This window comes from Acidithiobacillus sp. YTS05 (assembly GCF_024396695.1).
GTDB classification, from domain to species: domain Bacteria; phylum Pseudomonadota; class Gammaproteobacteria; order Acidithiobacillales; family Acidithiobacillaceae; genus Igneacidithiobacillus; species Igneacidithiobacillus copahuensis.
Map to the genome: position 1 here is coordinate 2,102,879 of NZ_CP094359.1, position 17,934 is coordinate 2,120,812.

Annotated in this window: 17 protein-coding genes and 1 other annotated feature; of the genes, 4 read left to right on the plus strand and 13 right to left on the minus strand. The window is 58.6% G+C overall.

Annotation, left to right across the window (positions count from 1 at the left end; all coding sequences use genetic code 11):
- Positions 1–30: 30 nt before the first annotated feature.
- The 3 genes from coaBC to MQE22_RS10370 are packed head-to-tail and all read left to right on the plus strand — an operon-like array spanning position 31 to position 2,274.
- Positions 31–1,236, plus strand: a complete 1,206-nt coding sequence (coaBC, locus tag MQE22_RS10360) for a bifunctional phosphopantothenoylcysteine decarboxylase/phosphopantothenate--cysteine ligase CoaBC (RefSeq protein WP_215873362.1) — start codon at positions 31–33, stop codon at positions 1,234–1,236.
- Positions 1,237–1,689, plus strand: coding sequence for a dUTP diphosphatase (gene dut / locus MQE22_RS10365; RefSeq protein WP_215873363.1), 453 nt, complete (start codon positions 1,237–1,239; stop codon positions 1,687–1,689).
- A gap of 24 nt (positions 1,690–1,713) precedes the next feature.
- Entirely contained in the window at positions 1,714–2,274 is a 561-nt protein-coding gene (locus MQE22_RS10370) for a YqhA family protein (protein ID WP_215873364.1), read from the plus strand.
- 17 nt (positions 2,275–2,291) lie between these two features.
- Here the strand turns inward: MQE22_RS10370 and dcd are convergent, their stop codons facing one another.
- The 12 genes from dcd to MQE22_RS10430 form a co-directional block, all read right to left on the minus strand.
- Positions 2,292–2,858 carry a dCTP deaminase gene (gene dcd, locus MQE22_RS10375; protein ID WP_215873365.1) on the minus strand — a complete coding sequence of 189 codons (567 nt, stop codon included), beginning with the start codon at positions 2,856–2,858 and terminating at the stop codon, positions 2,292–2,294.
- A gap of 11 nt (positions 2,859–2,869) precedes the next feature.
- Positions 2,870–3,946: an iron-sulfur cluster carrier protein ApbC gene (gene apbC / locus MQE22_RS10380; RefSeq protein ID WP_215873366.1), complete on the minus strand. Its 1,077-nt coding sequence runs from the start codon at positions 3,944–3,946 to the stop codon at positions 2,870–2,872.
- Between the two features lie 28 nt (positions 3,947–3,974).
- Complete coding sequence (locus MQE22_RS10385) at positions 3,975–4,280, minus strand: antibiotic biosynthesis monooxygenase family protein (protein ID WP_215873367.1); 306 nt, start codon at positions 4,278–4,280, stop codon at positions 3,975–3,977.
- Positions 4,281–4,310: 30 nt separating this feature from the next.
- The gene (gene dapB, locus MQE22_RS10390) at positions 4,311–5,135 is read right to left on the minus strand and encodes a 4-hydroxy-tetrahydrodipicolinate reductase (protein ID WP_215873368.1); all 825 of its coding nucleotides are present in this window, start codon (positions 5,133–5,135) and stop codon (positions 4,311–4,313) included.
- A gap of 1 nt (position 5,136) precedes the next feature.
- On the minus strand, positions 5,137–6,270 hold the full coding sequence (dnaJ, locus tag MQE22_RS10395) for a molecular chaperone DnaJ (RefSeq protein ID WP_215873369.1): 1,134 nt from the start codon (positions 6,268–6,270) through the stop codon (positions 5,137–5,139).
- 66 nt (positions 6,271–6,336) lie between these two features.
- Complete coding sequence (gene dnaK, locus MQE22_RS10400) at positions 6,337–8,247, minus strand: molecular chaperone DnaK (RefSeq protein ID WP_215873370.1); 1,911 nt, start codon at positions 8,245–8,247, stop codon at positions 6,337–6,339.
- 41 nt (positions 8,248–8,288) lie between these two features.
- On the minus strand, positions 8,289–8,810 hold the full coding sequence (grpE, locus tag MQE22_RS10405) for a nucleotide exchange factor GrpE (protein WP_215873371.1): 522 nt from the start codon (positions 8,808–8,810) through the stop codon (positions 8,289–8,291).
- Between the two features lie 56 nt (positions 8,811–8,866).
- Positions 8,867–9,901 carry a heat-inducible transcriptional repressor HrcA gene (hrcA, locus tag MQE22_RS10410; protein WP_215873372.1) on the minus strand — a complete coding sequence of 345 codons (1,035 nt, stop codon included), beginning with the start codon at positions 9,899–9,901 and terminating at the stop codon, positions 8,867–8,869.
- Positions 9,902–9,980: 79 nt separating this feature from the next.
- Positions 9,981–10,136: a 50S ribosomal protein L33 gene (gene rpmG / locus MQE22_RS10415; protein ID WP_215873373.1), complete on the minus strand. Its 156-nt coding sequence runs from the start codon at positions 10,134–10,136 to the stop codon at positions 9,981–9,983.
- Positions 10,137–10,146: 10 nt separating this feature from the next.
- The gene (gene rpmB / locus MQE22_RS10420; RefSeq protein ID WP_215873374.1) at positions 10,147–10,383 is read right to left on the minus strand and encodes a 50S ribosomal protein L28; all 237 of its coding nucleotides are present in this window, start codon (positions 10,381–10,383) and stop codon (positions 10,147–10,149) included.
- A gap of 164 nt (positions 10,384–10,547) precedes the next feature.
- Complete coding sequence (locus tag MQE22_RS10425; RefSeq protein WP_215885401.1) at positions 10,548–12,131, minus strand: APC family permease; 1,584 nt, start codon at positions 12,129–12,131, stop codon at positions 10,548–10,550.
- Between the two features lie 33 nt (positions 12,132–12,164).
- Positions 12,165–13,247 carry a porin gene (locus MQE22_RS10430; protein WP_255789726.1) on the minus strand — a complete coding sequence of 361 codons (1,083 nt, stop codon included), beginning with the start codon at positions 13,245–13,247 and terminating at the stop codon, positions 12,165–12,167.
- Between the two features lie 414 nt (positions 13,248–13,661).
- Between MQE22_RS10430 and MQE22_RS10435 the strand changes: the two genes are divergently transcribed.
- A protein-coding gene (locus MQE22_RS10435) for an IS3 family transposase (protein ID WP_480082163.1) occupies positions 13,662–14,860 on the plus strand; the annotation gives its coding sequence in 2 pieces (ribosomal slippage) (positions 13,662–13,911 and positions 13,911–14,860; 1,200 coding nt in all).
- Positions 13,910–14,026 (plus strand) — a sequence feature (AL1L pseudoknot). It overlaps the preceding gene by 117 nt.
- Positions 14,861–14,904: 44 nt before the next feature.
- Here MQE22_RS10435 and MQE22_RS10440 read toward each other — a convergent pair.
- Positions 14,905–17,748, minus strand: coding sequence for a bifunctional YncE family protein/alkaline phosphatase family protein (locus MQE22_RS10440; RefSeq protein WP_215872557.1), 2,844 nt, complete (start codon positions 17,746–17,748; stop codon positions 14,905–14,907).
- Positions 17,749–17,934: the final 186 nt, after the last annotated feature.

Below are 17,934 nucleotides of genomic sequence, written 5' to 3' on the forward strand. Positions count from 1 at the left end.
AGCGATATTGTACTGGAAAGCAAGGCCGACATGGACCCACTGGCGGGCAAAAAAATCCTTTTGATGATTGGTGGTAGCGTCTCCGCCTACAAAACGCCGGAACTCGCGCGTCGCTTGCGGGACCGTGGCGTCGAGCTGCGCGTGGCGCTGAGTCGCCACGCCGCCGATTTTGTCGCGCCGCTGGCCCTGCAGGCCGTGACCGGGCAACCCGTGCGGCAATCGCTCTTCTCCCCCGTGGAAGAAGCCGCGATGGACCATATTGCGCTGGCGCGTTGGGCCGACGCACTGCTCTATGCCCCAGTTTCCGCCAACGGCCTCGCCGGTCTGGCGCAGGGACTCGCCAGCGACCTGCCGGGCACCATCGTTCTTGCCAGCCGCGCGCCACTCTTTCTGGCGCCAGCCATGAATACCGCCATGTGGGAGCATCCGGCCACCCAACGCAACGTGCGCCAGCTACAGGCAGATGGTGCAACCTTTCTGGGGCCCGCCAGCGGCGAACTCGCCTGTGGCGAGACCGGCGCGGGTCGCCTGCTGGAGGTGCCGGAAATCGTCGACCAGCTGCGTCTCGCACTAGCCAACAAGTCTTGGGCTGGCAGACAGGTCCTCGTCACCGCCGGTCCCACCTGGGAGGCCTGGGATCCGGTGCGGGGACTCAGCAATCGCGCCAGCGGCCGCCAGGGCTATGCCTTAGCCCAGGCCGCCGCCGAACGCGGCGCGCAGGTGACCCTGGTCAGTGGCCCAACGTCTCTGCCCTGCCCCAGAGGAGTACGGCGCATTGCCGTCGAATCGGCACGGGACATGCTGGCGGCCTGTGAGAACATCGTGCAGCAGCAGCGGGTCGATCTTTTTATCGCCAATGCCGCCGTCGCCGATCATCGCCCCGCAAGCAGCGTCCGTGATAAGCAGGGGAAAGGTGAGATCCCGAATCAGCTCGCCTTGCTCCCCAATCCGGATATCGTCCGCAGCCTGCACGAAAGCGCAGAGCGTCCCCGTTATCTCCTTGCCTTTGCCGCGGAAACCCATGGCGATGAGGAGCGCGCCGTGGCGAAGCTGCGCGCCAAGGGAGCCGATTTCGCGGTGCTCAACGATCTGCGCAGCGGCGCGATGGGAGGGTCGGAGAATGCTGCGGTGCTCTACTGTTCCGAGCGCCGCTGGGAGCTGCCGCGTAGTGACAAGCTCGACCTGGCCCGTGCCTTGTTGCATCATCTCGACTCCTGCCTGCACGGAAAGATCTAGATGGATACGCTCGCCCTTCGCATTCTCGACCCCCGCCTTGGCCGCGACTGGCCCCTGCCGCACTACGCCAGTGACGCTGCAGCGGGTATGGATCTGCGCGCCTGCATCGAGACACCACTGACCCTGGCGCCGGGCGAGGCCGCCTTGATCTCGGCGGGCTTTGCCATGCACATTGGCGACCCCGCCGTCACCGCCCTGCTACTGCCGCGTTCCGGGCTGGGGCACAAGGGTCTGGTGCTCGGTAATCTGGTGGGCTTGATCGATGCCGATTACCAGGGTCCGCTCAAAGTATCCCTGTGGAATCGGGGCACAGAATCCTTCACCATTGCCGTAGGCGAGCGCGTGGCGCAGATGATTCTGGTGCCGGTGCTGCGCCCCCAGGTACGCGTGGTGGAGGAATTCGTCGCCAGCGAACGCGGTGCGGGCGGATTCGGCAGCACCGGAACACATTAACAGCGAAAAACTGTGAGGATGGTAATGGGCGAGAAGATCGAGGCAGTATTCGAATGGTTGCTGTGGAACAGTCGCTTTGCCATCTTGCTAGCCGTCGTCGCCAGCTTGCTGGTGGCCTTTGCCGTCTTTTTCGTGACCTCCGTCGATGCCTGGCACCTGGTCAGCCATATCCTCAGCTATGCCAATCCCCATTTAAGCAGTGAGGCGCGCGAGACCTTCCACTTGCAGGTGGTCGCCCATGCGGTCAGTATCGTCGATGGCTATTTGCTGGCCACCATTCTGCTGATCTTTTCCCTGGGTCTCTACGAACTCTTCATCAGCAAGATCGATGTTGCGGCTGCATCCAAGGGCTCCCGGGTGCTCTTCATTCGCAGCCTGGATGACCTCAAGGATCGCCTGGCCAAGGTGATCCTGATGATTCTTATCGTCAGTTTCTTCGAACGCTCTCTGTCCATGCGTGTAAGTAATTTCCTGGACCTGCTCTACCTGGCCCTGGGCATCGCTCTGGTCGCTTTGGCTCTCTACCTCACCCATCGCGGCGGACACGCACGCGCCGAGGACGAGCCCAGCAATAGCGAGCACTAAGAGAGATAGGGGGATACTCAGGCGCGCGGCAGGGTAACGCCGTGCTGGCCTTGATACTTGCCCTTGCGGTCGGCGTAGGAGACCTCGCAGACTTCATCCGACTCGAAGAAAAGCACCTGCGCCACCCCTTCATTGGCATAGATTTTGGCCGGTAAGGGGGTGGTGTTGGAAAACTCCAGGGTCACGTAACCCTCCCATTCCGGCTCGAAAGGCGTCACATTGACGATAATACCACAGCGGGCATAGGTGGATTTGCCCAGGCAGATGGTGAGCACATTGCGCGGGATACGAAAATATTCCACCGTGCGTGCCAAGGCAAAGGAATTAGGGGGGATGACGCAGGTGTCACCAGTAAACTCCACAAAGGAATCTTCGCTGAAGTTTTTGGGGTCGACAATGGCACTGCGCACGTTGGTGAAGACCTTGAATTCGCCCGCACAGCGGATGTCGTAGCCGTAGGAAGACAGCCCGTAGGAGATGATCGGCTGCCCTTCGAGCTGACGTACCTGCTGCGCCGCGAAGGGTTCGATCATGCCTTGCTCTTCGGCCATTTGCCGGATCCAGCGGTCGGACTTGATGGCCATGCACGGCTCTCCTAGCGGTTTTCGATGACGATTTTCGGGAATTTATGGCTGTGGTCCACCGCCTGCAAGGCGATGCGGCCTGCTACATGGCGCGCCAGCTCCCGGTAGATCTTCGCCAAGGGGGAATCGGGAGCCCCTACCACCGTCGGCGCCCCGCTATCGGCTTCGTTGCGGATGCTGCGATCGAGCGGCACGGCACCGAGGAATTCCACGCCATACTGCTCTGCCATTGCGGCGCCACCGCCATGACCAAAGATGTCGTCTTCGTTGCCGCACTTCGGGCAGATGTAGAAACTCATATTCTCGATGACGCCGAGAATGGGCACGCCCACTTTCTCGAACATCTTCAGTCCCTTACGCGCATCGAGGAGAGCAATATCCTGCGGCGTGGTGACGATGACCGCACCGGATACCGGCACCTTTTGCGCCAGGGTCAGTTGAGTGTCACCGGTGCCGGGCGGCAGATCGATGACCAGATAATCCAGTTCCCCCCAGCGCGTATCCGACAGCAGCTGCTCCAGGGCCTGCATCACCATGGGACCACGCCAGACCATGGGAGTCTCCTCGTCGATGAGGAAACCGATGGACATGGCCTTGATGCCATGCCCTTCCATGGGCTCCATTTTCTTGCCGTCTTTACTGGTCGGCTTGCCCTCGATGCCGAGCATGCGCGGCTGACTGGGGCCGTAGATATCGGCATCGAGGATCCCTACCAGCGCACCTTCCTGCGCGAGCGCGAGGGCCAGATTCACAGCCGTAGTGGACTTGCCAACGCCGCCCTTGCCCGAGGCGACGGCGATGATATTCTTGATGCCGTCCAGCAATTTGACGCCGCGTTGTGCCTGATGGGTACGGATATTCTGGCTAATCTCGATCTCTGGCCGGATGCCGGTAAGCTTCTGCACCGCAGCGACGACCTCCTCGCTCAGCTTACTCGTCACACCTTGCGCCGGGTAAGGCAGTTCGAGCCGAAGCCTCTGCCCCTCCACGCTTTTCAACACACCCGCGCTGGCCAGATCCTTGCCGAGATACGGATCCTGAATGCTCGCCAGCGCCTGCTCTACCTGCTGCTTCTGTAACTCTGCCATGAGCAAAACCCTTCTCCGTCGTCCGGAATCAACCGGCAGAAATGATGACCTCGTGCTGTTCCAGTCCGCCGCCCTCACCAAAGGCCTCTTTGGGCAGGGGATTCTTGTGCGCCGCCTTGAAGTCGTCGCTGCGCAGCCAAGCCTCGAATGCAGCTTTGTCCTGCCAATGGGTGAGCACGATGTACATGCCATCTTCGGCGACCGGACGCAGGATCTCCATGCGCACAAATCCTGGCTGTTTTTCTACCTCACCGGCGCGCCGGCGGAAGCGTTCCTCAAACTCCTGATGGAATTCTGGCTTGACCGGTACCCGGTTGGCCACTACGTATTGCATGGTTGCCTCCAGAAGATGTTGCAGATATTCCTATTCTACGGCAGGCGTGCGGCGCAGACCAAGAACATCCTGCATATCGTAGAGTCCGGCTGGCCGACCCTGTAGCCACCGCACCGCGCGCAAGGCCCCTTCGGCAAAATTGCGGCGACTGCTGGCCCGATGGGTGAGCTCCAGACGCTCTCCAGCACCCGCCAGCCATACGCTGTGCTCACCGACCACATCAGCGGCACGCAGGGTAGCGAAGCCAATGCTGCCCTTGCCCCGCAACCCGTCGCTGCCGTTGCGATCCCAGCAGGCCACCGCATCGAGCTCGACCTTGCGCCCCGCCGCCGCCGCACGCCCCAAGGCCAGGGCAGTCCCCGATGGGGCATCGCGTTTCTGATTATGGTGCGCCTCGATGATCTCGATGTCATAGTCCTCACCGAGGGTCGCGACCACTTGCGGCAACAGTGCCAGCAGGACATTGATCCCAACACTCATGTTGGCGGCAGCGACAAGCGGAATACGAGTACTGAGTTCCTGCAACTCTTTTTGTTGATCGGCGCTGAACCCTGTGCTGCCCAGTACCACCGGCACCTGCGCCTGGGCGGCGGCACGCAGGTGACAAAGGGCGGCATCCGCCGGGCTGAAGTCGACGAGTATATCCGCCTGGGCGAGGGCCTCCGCGATTGGAGCGGTCAGGGGAACGCCCAGCTCGGCAACCCCCGCCAGTCGACCGATATCCTCACCAAGATTTTCCGCCCCAGGTCGCCCCAGTGCGGCAACCAGTTGCAGATCAGGCTGCTCACTCAGGGCCGCGACGATGGCTCTGCCCATCTTACCGGCCGCTGCTGCCAATGCCAGGCGAATCGTCATCTCAGATCCCCATGCGTTCAAAAAAGTCTTTGGCCTTGGCCCACCAGCTCTCCTGCTGCGGATGCTGGGCGAGCTCCCCGGTTTCTGCGGCGAACTCCTGCAAAAGTTCACGTTGCCGCTCGCTGAGTTTGACCGGCACTTCCACCTGCACACGACAATGCAGATCGCCCGCCATCCGGCTGCGTACCCCCTGGATTCCCTTGCCGCGCAGCAAAAAGACCTTGCCTGACTGGGTGCCAGCCGGGATTTGGATCTTAGCGCGACCACTCAAGGTAGGTACCTCGAGCTCACCACCCAAAGCCAAGGTAGTGAAACTGACCGGTACAGCACAGTGGAGATCATCGCCGTCGCGCTCAAAGAGACTGTGGGGCCGCACCTGGATCTCGATGTAGAGATCACCTGGGGCAGCACCCCGCTCGCCCGCTTCCCCCTCGCCGGTCAGACGAATGCGGTCGCCGGTATCGACTCCGACCGGGATTTTGACCTCCACCTGCCGGTTTTTCTTGACGCGTCCCTGACCTTTACAGGATTTGCAGGGATTTTTGACTACCTTGCCGCTACCGCCGCAGGCGGGACAGGGACGCGTGACCGAGAAGAAACCCTGCGCCATACGCACTTGTCCATGCCCACCGCAAGTCCGGCAGTCCTCGACTTCACTGCCAGGCTCCGCGCCCGAGCCATGACAGGCCTCGCACATCACCGAGCTGGGGATGTCGAGCTCCACGGTCTTTCCCGACGCAGCCTCCTCGAGAGTCAGGTCCAAGCGATAGCGCAGGTCACTGCCACGGCCCGGATCCTGCTGAAAACCAAAGCCGCCACGGGTGAACTGCTCGAAGATATCACCAAAGATATCGCCAAACCCGCCAGCGCCAGAAAAGCCTCCGAATCCCGCGCCTCCCCCGGCCCCGCCCTGCACACCAGCATGACCAAACTGATCATAGGCACGGCGTTTTTGGGGATCGGAAAGGATTTCGTAGGCCTCGCTGATCTCCTTGAATCGTTCTTCCGCCGATTGATCGTCGGGGTTGCGGTCAGGGTGATAGCGCATGGCCAGACGACGATAGGATTTTTTCAGCTCGCCATCGTCCACCGTGCGGCTGACTTCCAGCACTTCGTAGTAATCGCGTTTGCTCATCGCTTCCATTTCCAGAAACAGGCAAGGGCAGGGATAGCTCCCTGCCCTGCTACAGTGATCGCCGCCTTACTTCTTGTCGACTTCCTCGAACTCGGCCTCAACCACGTCATCGTCCTTGGCATGACTGCTGCCGCTGCCAGCCGCGTCGGCCGGACCGGCCTGTCCAGCCGGAGCAGCGTGCTGCAGGAGCTCGGACATCGCCGCCATGAGGGTCGCGACGGCGCCCTTGATGGCCTCGGGGTCTTCCCCCTTGGCCGCCTCTTCGACAGCGCTGACGGCGCCCTCGACCTTGCTGCGCACCTCCGCCGGGGCGGAGCCATGCTCAGCAAGGGCCTTGCGTGCCCCATGCACACTGCCATCCGCCTCATTCCGCGCCTCGATCAGGGCACGCGCCTTCTTGTCGTCGGCGGCATTGGCCTCGGCTTCCCGGATCATGCGCTGAATCTCTGCCTCAGACAGACCGGAGCTGGCCGTGATCTTGATCGACTGCTCCTTGTTCGTCTCCTTGTCTTTGGCCGATACATGCAGGATACCGTTGGCGTCGATATCGAAGGTGACTTCGACTTGCGGCATGCCGCGTGGCGCCGGGCGGATATCGGTAAGATCGAAGCGCGCCAGCGATTTGTTGTCTCGCGCCAGCTCACGCTCGCCCTGCAGGACATGCACCGTGACTGCCGACTGGTTGTCCTCGGCGGTCGAGAAGACCTGCGATTTCCGGGTGGGAATGGTGGTGTTCTTCTCAATGAGCTTGGTCATCACCCCACCCAGGGTCTCGATACCCAAAGAGAGGGGGGTAACGTCCATCAACAAAACGTCTTTCTTGTCGCCGGACAGCACGGCACCCTGCACGGCGGCGCCAATTGCCACGGCTTCATCGGGATTCACGTCCTTGCGCGGCTCCTTGGCGAAGAAGTCCTTGACCTTCTCCTGCACCTTGGGCATACGCGTCTGGCCACCCACCAGAATCACGTCGGAAATCTGGCTGCTGGAAAGGTCGGCGTCCTTCATCGCCACCTTGCAGGGCGTCATGCTGCGGTCGATCAGATCTTCCACCAAAGACTCCAGTTTCGCCCGGGTCAGCTTCATGTTGAGATGCTTGGGGCCAGACTGGTCGGCGGTAATGAAGGGCAGATTGACGTCTGTCTGGGCCGACGAAGACAGCTCGATCTTCGCCTTTTCGGCCGCCTCCTTCAGGCGCTGCATGGCCAAGCGGTCACTGCGCAGGTCAATCCCTGCCTCCGCCTTGAAGGAGTCCGCCAGGTAGTTGATGACGCGATTATCGAAATCACCACCGCCCAGGAAAGTGTCACCGTTGGTGGAAAGCACTTCGAACTGGTGTTCCCCGTCCATCTCGGCAATCTCGATGATGGAGATGTCGAAGGTACCACCACCCAGGTCATAGACTGCGACCTTGCTGTCGCCGGGATTTTTATCTTCGCCGAAGGCCAGCGCCGCCGCCGTGGGCTCGTTGATGATGCGTTTGACTTCGAGACCGGCGATGCGTCCGGCGTCCTTGGTGGCTTGGCGCTGGGCATCATTGAAATACGCAGGTACGGTGATGACTGCCTCGGACACCGTCTCGCCCAGATAATCCTCGGCAGTCTTTTTCATCTTCTGCAGGATATACGCCGAGATCTGCTGTGGGGAGTAGCTCTTACCCCGCGCCTCTACCCAGGCATCGCCATTGTCGGATTTGACGATCTTGTAGGGGACATGCTTCATGTCCTTCTGTACCTCGGCGTCGTCAAACTTGCGGCCAATCAGACGCTTGACTTCATAGACGGTGTTTTCCGGGTTGGTGACCGCCTGGCGCTTGGCAGACTCGCCCACCAGGACTTCGCCATCTTCACTGAAGGCCACGATGGAAGGCGTCGTGCGCTTTCCTTCACTGTTTTCAATCACCTTCACCTTGTCGCCTTCCATGACGGCAACGCAGGAATTGGTGGTTCCCAAATCGATTCCAATAACTTTTGCCATTCTGTAATCTCCTCAAAATTTCTGTGCGTTGCCCGCTACCCTTACTGCGCCGTGGCCGCCTTGGAGACCGAAACCATGCTCGGTCGCAGCAAACGGTCGTGAATCAAATATCCTTTCTGGTGTGTCGCCAAAATTCGGTTGGGCTCGCCCGGATCCTCCACCATCGCTATCGCCTGATGCAGGTTGGGGTCAAAGCGACCGTTTTCAACCTCCACCGGTCGCACGCCGGCACTGCCCAGCGCGCCGACCAGCAGTTGCAGGGTGTTTTCGATACCCTGACGAAACTGTCGCATGGCCTCGTCCTCGCCAGTAGACGCTGTCAGGGCCATTTCCAGACTGTCGACCACGGGCAGGAGCTCCTTGGCAAAGCGCTCGACGGCATAATTGCGCGCATCCTGCATCTGCTTTTCGGTACGCTTGCGCAGATTCTCCATGTCCGCCAGGGAACGAAGATACTCATTACGGAATTTATCCGCCTCTGCCTGCCAGTCGGTTTCTGGTACCGCTCCACTCTCTGTAGTTGCTGTTTCAGTGGCCTGCGGATCCTGTTCGGTTTCACTCATAGGGTACTTTCCTCCAGCGTTGTCCACCCGCTACATGGGGCGGGTACCAGCCCATTTCAAGAGGGAAATCGCTCACTATGCGACAGGGCCTGTCCAAGAAGGCGCGCGGCACCATCCACCAAGGGGATGATCTCCTGATAGGGCATGCGCATGGGACCCAATACCCCAATCACACCGACAGGATCTCCGTCGATGTGATATGGCGCAGAAATGAGGGTAAATTCACTCAGCGGTGCCAGACCCGACTCACCACCGATAAAAAGGCGAACATCGCTACCGCGCACGCTACGGTCGAGGAGCATGACCAACTCGCGCTTCTGCCGTACCACGGATAGCAGTTCGCGCAGGCGCTCACTACCAGCAAAATCAGGCAGATCGAGAAGTTGAAGCTCCCCTTCGATGAGCATCCGCTCCTGATCGGCGGCCAACATCTCCTTCCCCAGCTCCATGGCATTGCGCAGAATCTGGTCCATTTCGGCACGCGACTGGCGCAGATCGTCGTCAAGCAAGGAGATCACCTCCTGCAGCGGACGACCACCATAACTGGCGTTGAAACGATTGGCAGCCTGTGTCAGGGCTGCAGCACTCAAGGATTCATTCAAGCGAACAAGACGATTCTCGACTTCGCCCTTGTCGGTAACAAAGATAGCCAATACCTCGCGCTCACGCAGGCTGATGAAATCGACGTGACGCAGGGTCTGCGTTGCGCGCCGCGGTACGCGGATGAAGCCCACCATACGCGTCATTTCCGACAGGGCCTCGGTGGCGGCGTGCAAGACCTCTTCTGCATCCGGCACGCGCGCGCCGATGCGCTGCAGAAGCACTCGCTTCGCTGCGCCAGAAAACGGGCTCACATGGATAAGGGAATCGACAAAGAAGCGGTAACCACTGGAAGTAGGGACGCGGCCCGCCGAAGTATGCGGTGAAATGACATACCCTTCCTCTTCGAGATCGGCGATGACATTGCGCACGGTCGCTGGGCTGATCGCCAGACCCGCATCACGAGCCAGCTGGCGGCTGCCGACTGGCTGGCCACTGCTGATATGCTGCTCGATGAGCGACTTCAATAGGTGACGGGCACGCGCATCCATCTTGTAAGCTCTCCTGGACACGCCCACTCCGGGCGTCTTATTAGCACTCTACCGCAGAGAGTGCCAAGAGACCAGAGAATTACTTGATTTTGTCTTCCCGATAGGCAACGTGCTTGCGCGCCTTAGGATCATATTTTACGAACTGAAGCTTGTCCGGGGTGTTCTTCTTGTTCTTGGTGGTGGTATAGAAGTGCCCGGTACCCGCGGTGGAAACCAGTTTGATTTTATCACGCATCGCTCAGCCCTCAGATTTTCTCGCCAGCGGCACGCAGGTCCGCCAGAACGACATCAATGCCCTTCTTGTCGATGGTGCGGATGCCCTGCGTACTGACCCGCAGACGAACCCAGCGATTCTCGCTCTCGACCCAAAAGCGCTTGTACTGCAGATTCGGCAAAAAGCGCCGACGCGTTTTGTTGTTGGCATGGGAAACATTGTTCCCCGCCATGGGCTTCTTGCCCGTAACCTTGCAAACTCTGGACATGACTACCATCCCCCACAGAAAAGAGGCGCTTTATACCATAATTCCACGGGGGAATGCCAGCACGAACAGCGCCGGTGAATACCGGGGCGGCGACCAGCGTGGCGCGTGGGCCGCCTCGGCAGAGAACATCCCCGCACCGCAGAGACCCGCCCATGCTCCGCCAATCAGAGACCGATCCCCTCCTCTTTCATCGCCGCAAAATAATCGGTCACCTGACCGTCGGGCACGGTTACCTTCAGGGCCCAGACCATGGAAATCAAGGCAAGGACAGCGACCAACAGCATCGACCAGAAAAACGGGATGTCACCCGTCCCGCCCAGAACCTTTGGACCAAAATACGACAGGAGCCAGAGGCCGATGAAATAGGGAAAGATCCAGGAGATATGATAAAAACCAGACATATCGGATGATTTTCCGCGGATCAGAGCGACAATGCCGTAAATGATCAGCACCCCAAACAACACGGCAAAGATGTAGGTGAGAGCCTGAAAGCCGCCCCAATACGCCACCAAGGAAGAAAGGATGAACGCCAGGGGCGCAATAACTTGCGCTCCCCACAAACGGAAGGGTCGCTTCAGATCCGGCACTGCGCGCCGTAACTGCAACAGCACAATCGGACCGATGCCATAGGTAATGACGGAAATGGTGGTGATGAATCCCACCAGTTTCTGCCAGGATGGAAAGGGCAGAAAATACACGCAGCCAATAACATAGGCGACGATGACGCCCACCCAAGGCACGCCGGTAGGACTGATTTTCGTGAAGAAACTGGGACCCGCCTTGACCTCGCCATTCGCAACCACCGCCCGCGCCGCCGATGTGGCATACACGAGTGCGGTTCCACCGGGCGAAATCAAGGCATCAGCATAGATCAGTACCGCCAGCCAGCCGATGCCCAATAGCGTGGCAATAGCCGCAAAAGGACCAAAGAGTCCGGGGAAATTCAGCTTTTGCCAGCCCTGGGTCACCTGATCCGGCGGCATCGCCACCAGGAAGGCCCACTGCAGCCCCACATAGATGATGGCGCCGACAACAATGGCGCCAATGACTGCGGCGGGGATATGGCGCCCGGGATTTTTGGCTTCGCCGCCCAGCTCGATCGCCTGGCGAAACCCGAGATAACTGAACACAATGCCGGAAGATGCGACCGCCACAAACATCCCGTGGAAACTGCTGGTCCAGTGCAGGATATGCAGATTTTCCGGGTGATAACTCTGGCTCACAAGGACGATGATGGTCAGAACCGGAATCGCCAGTTTCCACCAACCGAGGCCAGAAAAGACCATCGCCACTCGCCGAATCCCCAAAAAATTGAGCAGAAACATCACGCCCAGCAGCAGCACCGCAGCGATCAATCCCCAACTACTCAATAACCCAGTATTACCCTGCAACAGACCAGGTATATAGTTGTTTGCATAGGTCAGCACCGCCACCACTTCCACGGGCGCAATGGCAATGTAGAACATGAACAGCAACCAGGCCCAGATCTTCCCCAGGAGGCTGCCATGCACGACATTGGCAATGTGGGCCGCTGCACCCGCACGCGGGAAGAGGGGTCCCACTTCCGCGTAGGTGAGCCCCAGAAGTAGTATGGTGACAGCACCGATAATCCAGGAGCCGATGCTGAGGGGGCCGGCGATCTGCGCCGCGTTGAGGGGCCCGAAGAGCCAGCCAGACCCGATGATGCCTCCCAAGCTGGCAAAAATGAGCCCAGAAAAACCGACTTCTCGTTTTAATTTACCGGTCATGATGTTAATCCTCTTTGGGCGCGGGACATATCGTCACAGAAAGAAACCTGTATTGATCATTGCCACAAACTGATTGGGCTGGTTTCCATTCTGCCCGAAAGCCGATCCCGGAGTAATGTGGTACGCATGAACATAACTCAGTTCTCCCTCTAGGAACCAGTGCTTTTCCTGATAAATCGGCGTGAGGGTCAACCCTACCGCACGACTGCCAGGACCATATCCCATCCCGAGTCCGGCCAGAGTTGTGGTGCCGTGATAAATCTTTGGCGTATCGCTGTAGGCCATGTAATCCAGCCGTGCGCTCAAAGAGTAGTTGGAAGTGAAGGCATAGTTGGCATCCACACTGGCACCAAACTGATCACCATCTCCGCCCAAATTACCAAATTGCGGGCCGTTGAGCAGCTTCTGGTATTGCAGATAGGCAAACATATTGAGTTTGCTGCCGCTGTAATTGTAACCCAGAAGATAGAAATCAGAGTTATCGAGGGGGCCGGCATAATCGGTCTGTCCGGCGTTGCCACCGCCCTGCACGATGATCGTGCTGCTGCTGCTTGGCGAGTAGGTGAGCTGTCCAACCACCCAGTTGAACCGCTTGGAATAGTAGCCGTCGGTCCAGGCGACGGATGCAGAGAATGGGCCGGCACTGTAGTTGGCCTGGATACCCCGGCTGATGGTCTGTTGTTGCCAGCTATCCAGGCCGAACTGGATATTGTAGGAGCTGGAAATCAGATCCGTGAGGGGGGTGATGCCCGTGATTGCCGGCAACTTGCCAATCTGCACATTGAAGTTTTTGCTGGGCGTGATTTGCAGATAGGCCAGCGGAAGAGCCCCGAAGATGCTGGTGAAATTTCCGGTAGAAATGGCTGGCTGGCCGATACCGTAGAGGTTATAGGCTCCGGCCTCGAGATAAAATTGCAACAACCCTTTGGTTTTCGCCACGGAGACCAAGCCATCAGTCACATCGGCACTGAAATATTTACCCGCAGGGCCGGATGCGTCATAGCGATTGCTCTGTGCCCGCCCGTTGACACTCAGAAGTCCGCCGACACTGAGCTCTCCGAGAGGGCCGGCATGGACATTGACGGTGGCTGGAGTGGCGGGCAGCACAGCCGCCATGACGGAACCAGAGAAGAGACTGATCAGAGCGATGCCGATTTTGCGGTATGAGTAGATAGTATTTTCTCCTAACTCATTAAAATAACTTCACGGTTTAGAGGACTCGCACACCAGCTCCCGCAAACCGGACGGCGCAGGATCTACGCATACATCAACACTTACAGAAAACTACATGCTAGCATTTGTTGCGCCAGAGAGACAAATTTCCTTACCTCCCCTCCGATTCCTGCTCTGCTCCGCCCGCAGAATACACTTTATCTGACTGATTTTATTTTCTTAATTGAAAAAATAGCTGACTCGCTAAATCAGCTACGAAGAGGCGAGCCATGAAATCCGTTATCATGAAAGTTTTTTGCACTATTTTGGCTTTCAAACTGGCCAAATTGGTGCAACAAGCCGAGGTATTCCCCCGAAGTGCGTGAACGTGCGGTACGTCTGGTGCAGGAGCATCGTAGCGAATATCCGTCCCTGTGGGCGGCAGTCGAGTCGATTGCGCCCAAGATTGGCTGTTCTGCCGCCACCCTGCACGAGTGGGTCAAGCGTGTAGAGATAGATACAGGTCGGCGGCCGGGTGTGACCACTGCCGAAGCCCAGCGCATCAAAGAACTGGAGCGGGAGGTCAAGGAGCTGCGGCGAGCCAATGAGATTCTGCGAACCGCCAGCGCTTTTTTCGCGCAAGCGGAGCTCGACCGCAAGCTCAAGTCGTAACGGCTTACATCGACCAGCACCGAGAAACCTACGGGGTCGAGCCGATCTGCGAGGTATTGCAGGTCGCCCCGTCGGCTTATCGACGCCGCGTAGCCCGACGTCGCAACCCGGAGCTGCGCAGTCGCCGGGAACAGCGCGATACGCTGCTACTGCCAGAGATCACGCGCGTCTGGAATGCCAACCAGCAGGTCTATGGTGTCGTCAAGGTCTGGAAGCAACTCCAGCGCGAAGGTATTCAGGTGGCTCGCTGCACGGTCGAGCGGCTGATGCGCCGTCTGGGCCTGCAGAACGTGGTCCGCGGGAAAGCCGTGCGGACCACCGTGAGCAATCCGCTGACCCCGTATCCATTGGATCGGGTCAAGCGTCAGTTCACTGCCGAGAGGGCCAACCAGCTCTGGGTGTCTGATTTCACCTACGTCTCCACCTGGCAGGGATGGGTCTATGTCGCCTTTATCATCGACGTGTTCGCCCGCTCCATCGTCGGCTGGCGGGTCAGTCGCAGCATGACTACCGACTTCGTCCTTGATGCTCTGGAGCAGGCTTTGTACGCGCGTCAGCCCGAGCGCGATCAGACCCTGATTCACCACTTAGATAAAGGATCTCAGTATGTCAGCATCCGGTATACGGAAAGGCTTCAGGAGGCAGGCATCGACCCTTCGGTCGGCAGTACTGGCGACAGCTACGACAACGCCTTGGCCGAGACCATCAACGGGTTGTACAAGGCCGAACTCATCCACCGGCGCGGTCCCTGGAAATCCGCCGATGCTGTGGAGTGGGCCACTCTGGAATGGGTGTCCTGGTTCAACCAGCAACGGCTGATGGCACCCTTGGGTTATGTACCCCCAGCAGAAGCTGAGGCAAACTACTACCGGCAACTTGGGCAATCAACCTCCGTTGCCGCTTAACTTCACTTCAACACAACAGCCTCCGCCAATGCCGGGGCGGTTCACTACTCTTTCTCTCCGGCCTGATAGGCGGCTATTGGGGCGTGATGCGCCTTAGCCATCTGTCCCAGGTAAGCCATTACCTGCTCATAGGAAGCGATCCCTTTACTGGCAATCCATTCCTGCTTCATCTGCTCGGGTCCGGGCACCTTGAGCAGGGTGGTTGGCGTGTACTCGCTTCCCGCCTTAGGTGGCGGCAGATGCTTCCCGAATTTGTTCTGATGCCGGTAGTACCAATCCTTCCAGTCCGCTTTGAGATAGCCTCCACTCAAACCCACCTCGCGTCGAAGCAAGGTGTAGTCTGAGCATTTCCCGGCATTGAAGGCGACCGGAATCTGGATGGGGATCGGGGTCGGTGTTGGGGTATCGTCGGGATGACGGGTCCAGATGCCAGCAAACACGCTCGCGTTCTGATCCCACTGCGACATCGGCGGGAGGTCAAAGATGGCTTCCGTGGTCTTGAGGATATTGACCTGGGAATACAAATGGGCTTCCAGATACCCCTTTTTCACCCACGGCCCCATGGCCAGCGCAAAGGTTCGGTGGGCATTGATATGATCGGCCCCGGATTGAGCGTCATCCTCGGTCAAAAAGACCACCATGTGTTTCCATTCCGGGGTGGTAGACAGGTAATGGATGAATTTCGCCGTCGCATAGTCGTTGTTGGCGACATAATAGTCCGGGGTGTAATAGCAAGGTTCCCGCCCAGCCGTATGATCATCGGGCAGCCAGATGTAGATGAAATGCGGGAATTTCTTGCCCGGATGTGCCTCCAGCCAGTGTTGTGCCATCTTCTCCCGATAGGTGTCCAGAATCATCCGGTCCCATCCGGGAAACCCGGTGGCCAGATGCTTCTTCATGGCGGGTGAGATGTTACCGGCCTCGGAACGAGAGACAAATTCCCCGAAGTCTTCAAAGGAAACGTGATGATTCAGTAGATCATTGAAGAGGAAGAGGCGCTCCGGATAACTGATCCAGGGATTGGACCATTTCCCGAGCACCGACAGATTCTCGTAAATGGCAAAGGGATTATCCGTTCCCCCCGGAACTCCACCCCACCCGTCAGAACCGCCGGGGATTAACGACTGAGTCCATCCGGGATTAGCTACCAGGCCACGACCGGAGTAATACTCGGGCCAGGTACGCTGCACAAAATCCGAATCGGAGGCAGCGGTAGTCCACTGATGCCCCTGGGCCGTTACCTCGCCGTCGGCCATGAAATTGACGAATAGGGTGTAGTGCCGTGCCAGATTGTAGAGGTTCGGTAGCTCCTTCGGGCCATACAGATCCAACTCTGGATCCGCCCAGGCACCCGCCGGTTTGTAGTCGCCGAGGTCCTCGTCAAAGGTTTTGTTTTCGCGCAGGATGAACACAACATAATGGATGTGCTTGCGCAAAAAGGCGTCCTCGCGCTGGTCTGCCACATGGCGCTCCGTGCGCTGCTTGACGGTAAAGCCATCGTTTTTGAGCGCCGCCTCAGTCCACTGGGGAAGTTTTGTTGGCAGCTCGCTCAGCGGAATCTTCTGGATCAGGCCATCCATCATGTCACCGACCCATTGATGCTGGACGTTCGGACCAGTTCCCAATCCCTTGGCAGCGACCACATAGAGATCATCGCCCGATACCGTCATTCCGGTCGGATACCAGCCGGTGGGAATCAGCCCCAGGGATTTTCCGCTGCGGAGATCGTAGACCGCGACATCGTTGTTACCCGCATTTCCCGCGAACAGCTTCCCCTGGGCAATGGTCAACGCGTCAGGATACGATCCGGGTGGAGCATCGGGATACGGACTATCTTGCAGAATGCCCGCAAGCTGCAGGGTTTGCGTGTCGACTTTGGCTACCTGATCCACGTTTGCCAACGCCACATAAACATCTGCGTTGTCAGGATCAACAACCAATGCGGTGGGATGCACTCCGGCAGCCCGGTTATCGGGTCCAGTTTGCGGTCCAACGCCCACGGTCCCCAACAGATGGAAGCTTTTGGGATCGACTACCGCCACGGCATCCGCACCCCAGAGGCTCACAACGACCCGCTTTCCGTGGTCGGCCAGCGCCAAGGCAAAGGGATAAGAGCCAACATTGAGATACTGCGTCTGTCCGGTTGCCAGATCGATCCGCGCCAGACTGTTGCTCAGCATGCCGGCAACAAAGAGATGCTTGTGCTGCGGCCCCAACAGCACGGCATCTGGATAAAAGACCCGGGCTTTGCCAGAGCGATACTCTCCCTGATAGTCGTACGGATATTGATCCTTCGGGAAAGCCTGCCAAGCCAGGGGGAATCGCCGCACGATCTGGACATGACCGTTGTCGCACCGAAACTCCGCTACGTCGTTGCTGTCACCACCCGCAACAAAAAAGCGACCATCAGGGCCGGCAGTGATACCCTGAAAAAAACTCTGATGACCAGTGGAATGGATCTTCGGATTGCTAACTTTCTGGTCAGCGTGCCAGAGCTTCTTATACGCGGCTAGCTGTGCTACTGACTTCAGACTGTGGGGATCATAGAGAGTCACCGTCTGCGCGCGCGTTGCTCCGTTCGCGAGCACGGCGATGGGCCCGTTCTGCAAGGGTATGACATTGGTCGCAAAATTGGGCGTACCGTTTACCGTGGCCACGGGAGAGACGATTCTGCCAGTGGGCAGAACGTGCATCACCCAGTCTTGATTGGCAGCGTCCACGGAGAACGGAGCCAATAGATCTCGGGTGTCGCGTTTGGAAATCATCGAGGATGCGGAGATCCCGCCAGCGTTGTCATAGGTCGCCACCACCGGCGAGGCAACAGCCAGAGGACAGAGTCCACCCAAGAAAAGTATTTTCACAAACGAAGAGGAAAGCAGATGTTTCATGAGTGATTGCAAAGCAAAGTTCCTGTTATTGTCCGGGAAATCAAGAGCCGAAGAGGACTTTCGGCGGCGTACCGATAGCACGTGCACCTTGGAGGTAGCGCAATGCGGCATGAAAGCCATTTGCGGGCGACATATATGATGTCCCATTCCCCTGACGATCAACGTTGTACGCCATTCTCCCGGGTC

Excerpts from the sequence above, each read along its gene's own strand:
- coaBC (WP_215873362.1), top strand. The coding sequence starts at position 31 with ATGGACCCACTGGCGGGCAAAAAAATCCTTTTGATGATTGGTGGTAGC.
- dut (WP_215873363.1), top strand. The coding sequence starts at position 1,237 with ATGGATACGCTCGCCCTTCGCATTCTCGACCCCCGCCTTGGCCGCGAC.
- MQE22_RS10370 (WP_215873364.1), top strand. The coding sequence starts at position 1,714 with ATGGGCGAGAAGATCGAGGCAGTATTCGAATGGTTGCTGTGGAACAGT.
- dcd (WP_215873365.1), bottom strand. The coding sequence starts at position 2,858 with ATGGCCATCAAGTCCGACCGCTGGATCCGGCAAATGGCCGAAGAGCAA.
- apbC (WP_215873366.1), bottom strand. The coding sequence starts at position 3,946 with ATGGCAGAGTTACAGAAGCAGCAGGTAGAGCAGGCGCTGGCGAGCATT.
- MQE22_RS10385 (WP_215873367.1), bottom strand. The coding sequence starts at position 4,280 with ATGCAATACGTAGTGGCCAACCGGGTACCGGTCAAGCCAGAATTCCAT.
- dapB (WP_215873368.1), bottom strand. The coding sequence starts at position 5,135 with ATGACGATTCGCCTGGCATTGGCAGCAGCGGCCGGTAAGATGGGCAGA.
- dnaJ (WP_215873369.1), bottom strand. The coding sequence starts at position 6,270 with ATGAGCAAACGCGATTACTACGAAGTGCTGGAAGTCAGCCGCACGGTG.
- dnaK (WP_215873370.1), bottom strand. The coding sequence starts at position 8,247 with ATGGCAAAAGTTATTGGAATCGATTTGGGAACCACCAATTCCTGCGTT.
- grpE (WP_215873371.1), bottom strand. The coding sequence starts at position 8,810 with ATGAGTGAAACCGAACAGGATCCGCAGGCCACTGAAACAGCAACTACA.
- hrcA (WP_215873372.1), bottom strand. The coding sequence starts at position 9,901 with ATGGATGCGCGTGCCCGTCACCTATTGAAGTCGCTCATCGAGCAGCAT.
- rpmG (WP_215873373.1), bottom strand. The coding sequence starts at position 10,136 with ATGCGTGATAAAATCAAACTGGTTTCCACCGCGGGTACCGGGCACTTC.
- rpmB (WP_215873374.1), bottom strand. The coding sequence starts at position 10,383 with ATGTCCAGAGTTTGCAAGGTTACGGGCAAGAAGCCCATGGCGGGGAAC.
- MQE22_RS10425 (WP_215885401.1), bottom strand. The coding sequence starts at position 12,131 with ATGACCGGTAAATTAAAACGAGAAGTCGGTTTTTCTGGGCTCATTTTT.
- MQE22_RS10430 (WP_255789726.1), bottom strand. The coding sequence starts at position 13,247 with ATGGCGGCTGTGCTGCCCGCCACTCCAGCCACCGTCAATGTCCATGCC.
- MQE22_RS10440 (WP_215872557.1), bottom strand. The coding sequence starts at position 17,748 with ATGAAACATCTGCTTTCCTCTTCGTTTGTGAAAATACTTTTCTTGGGT.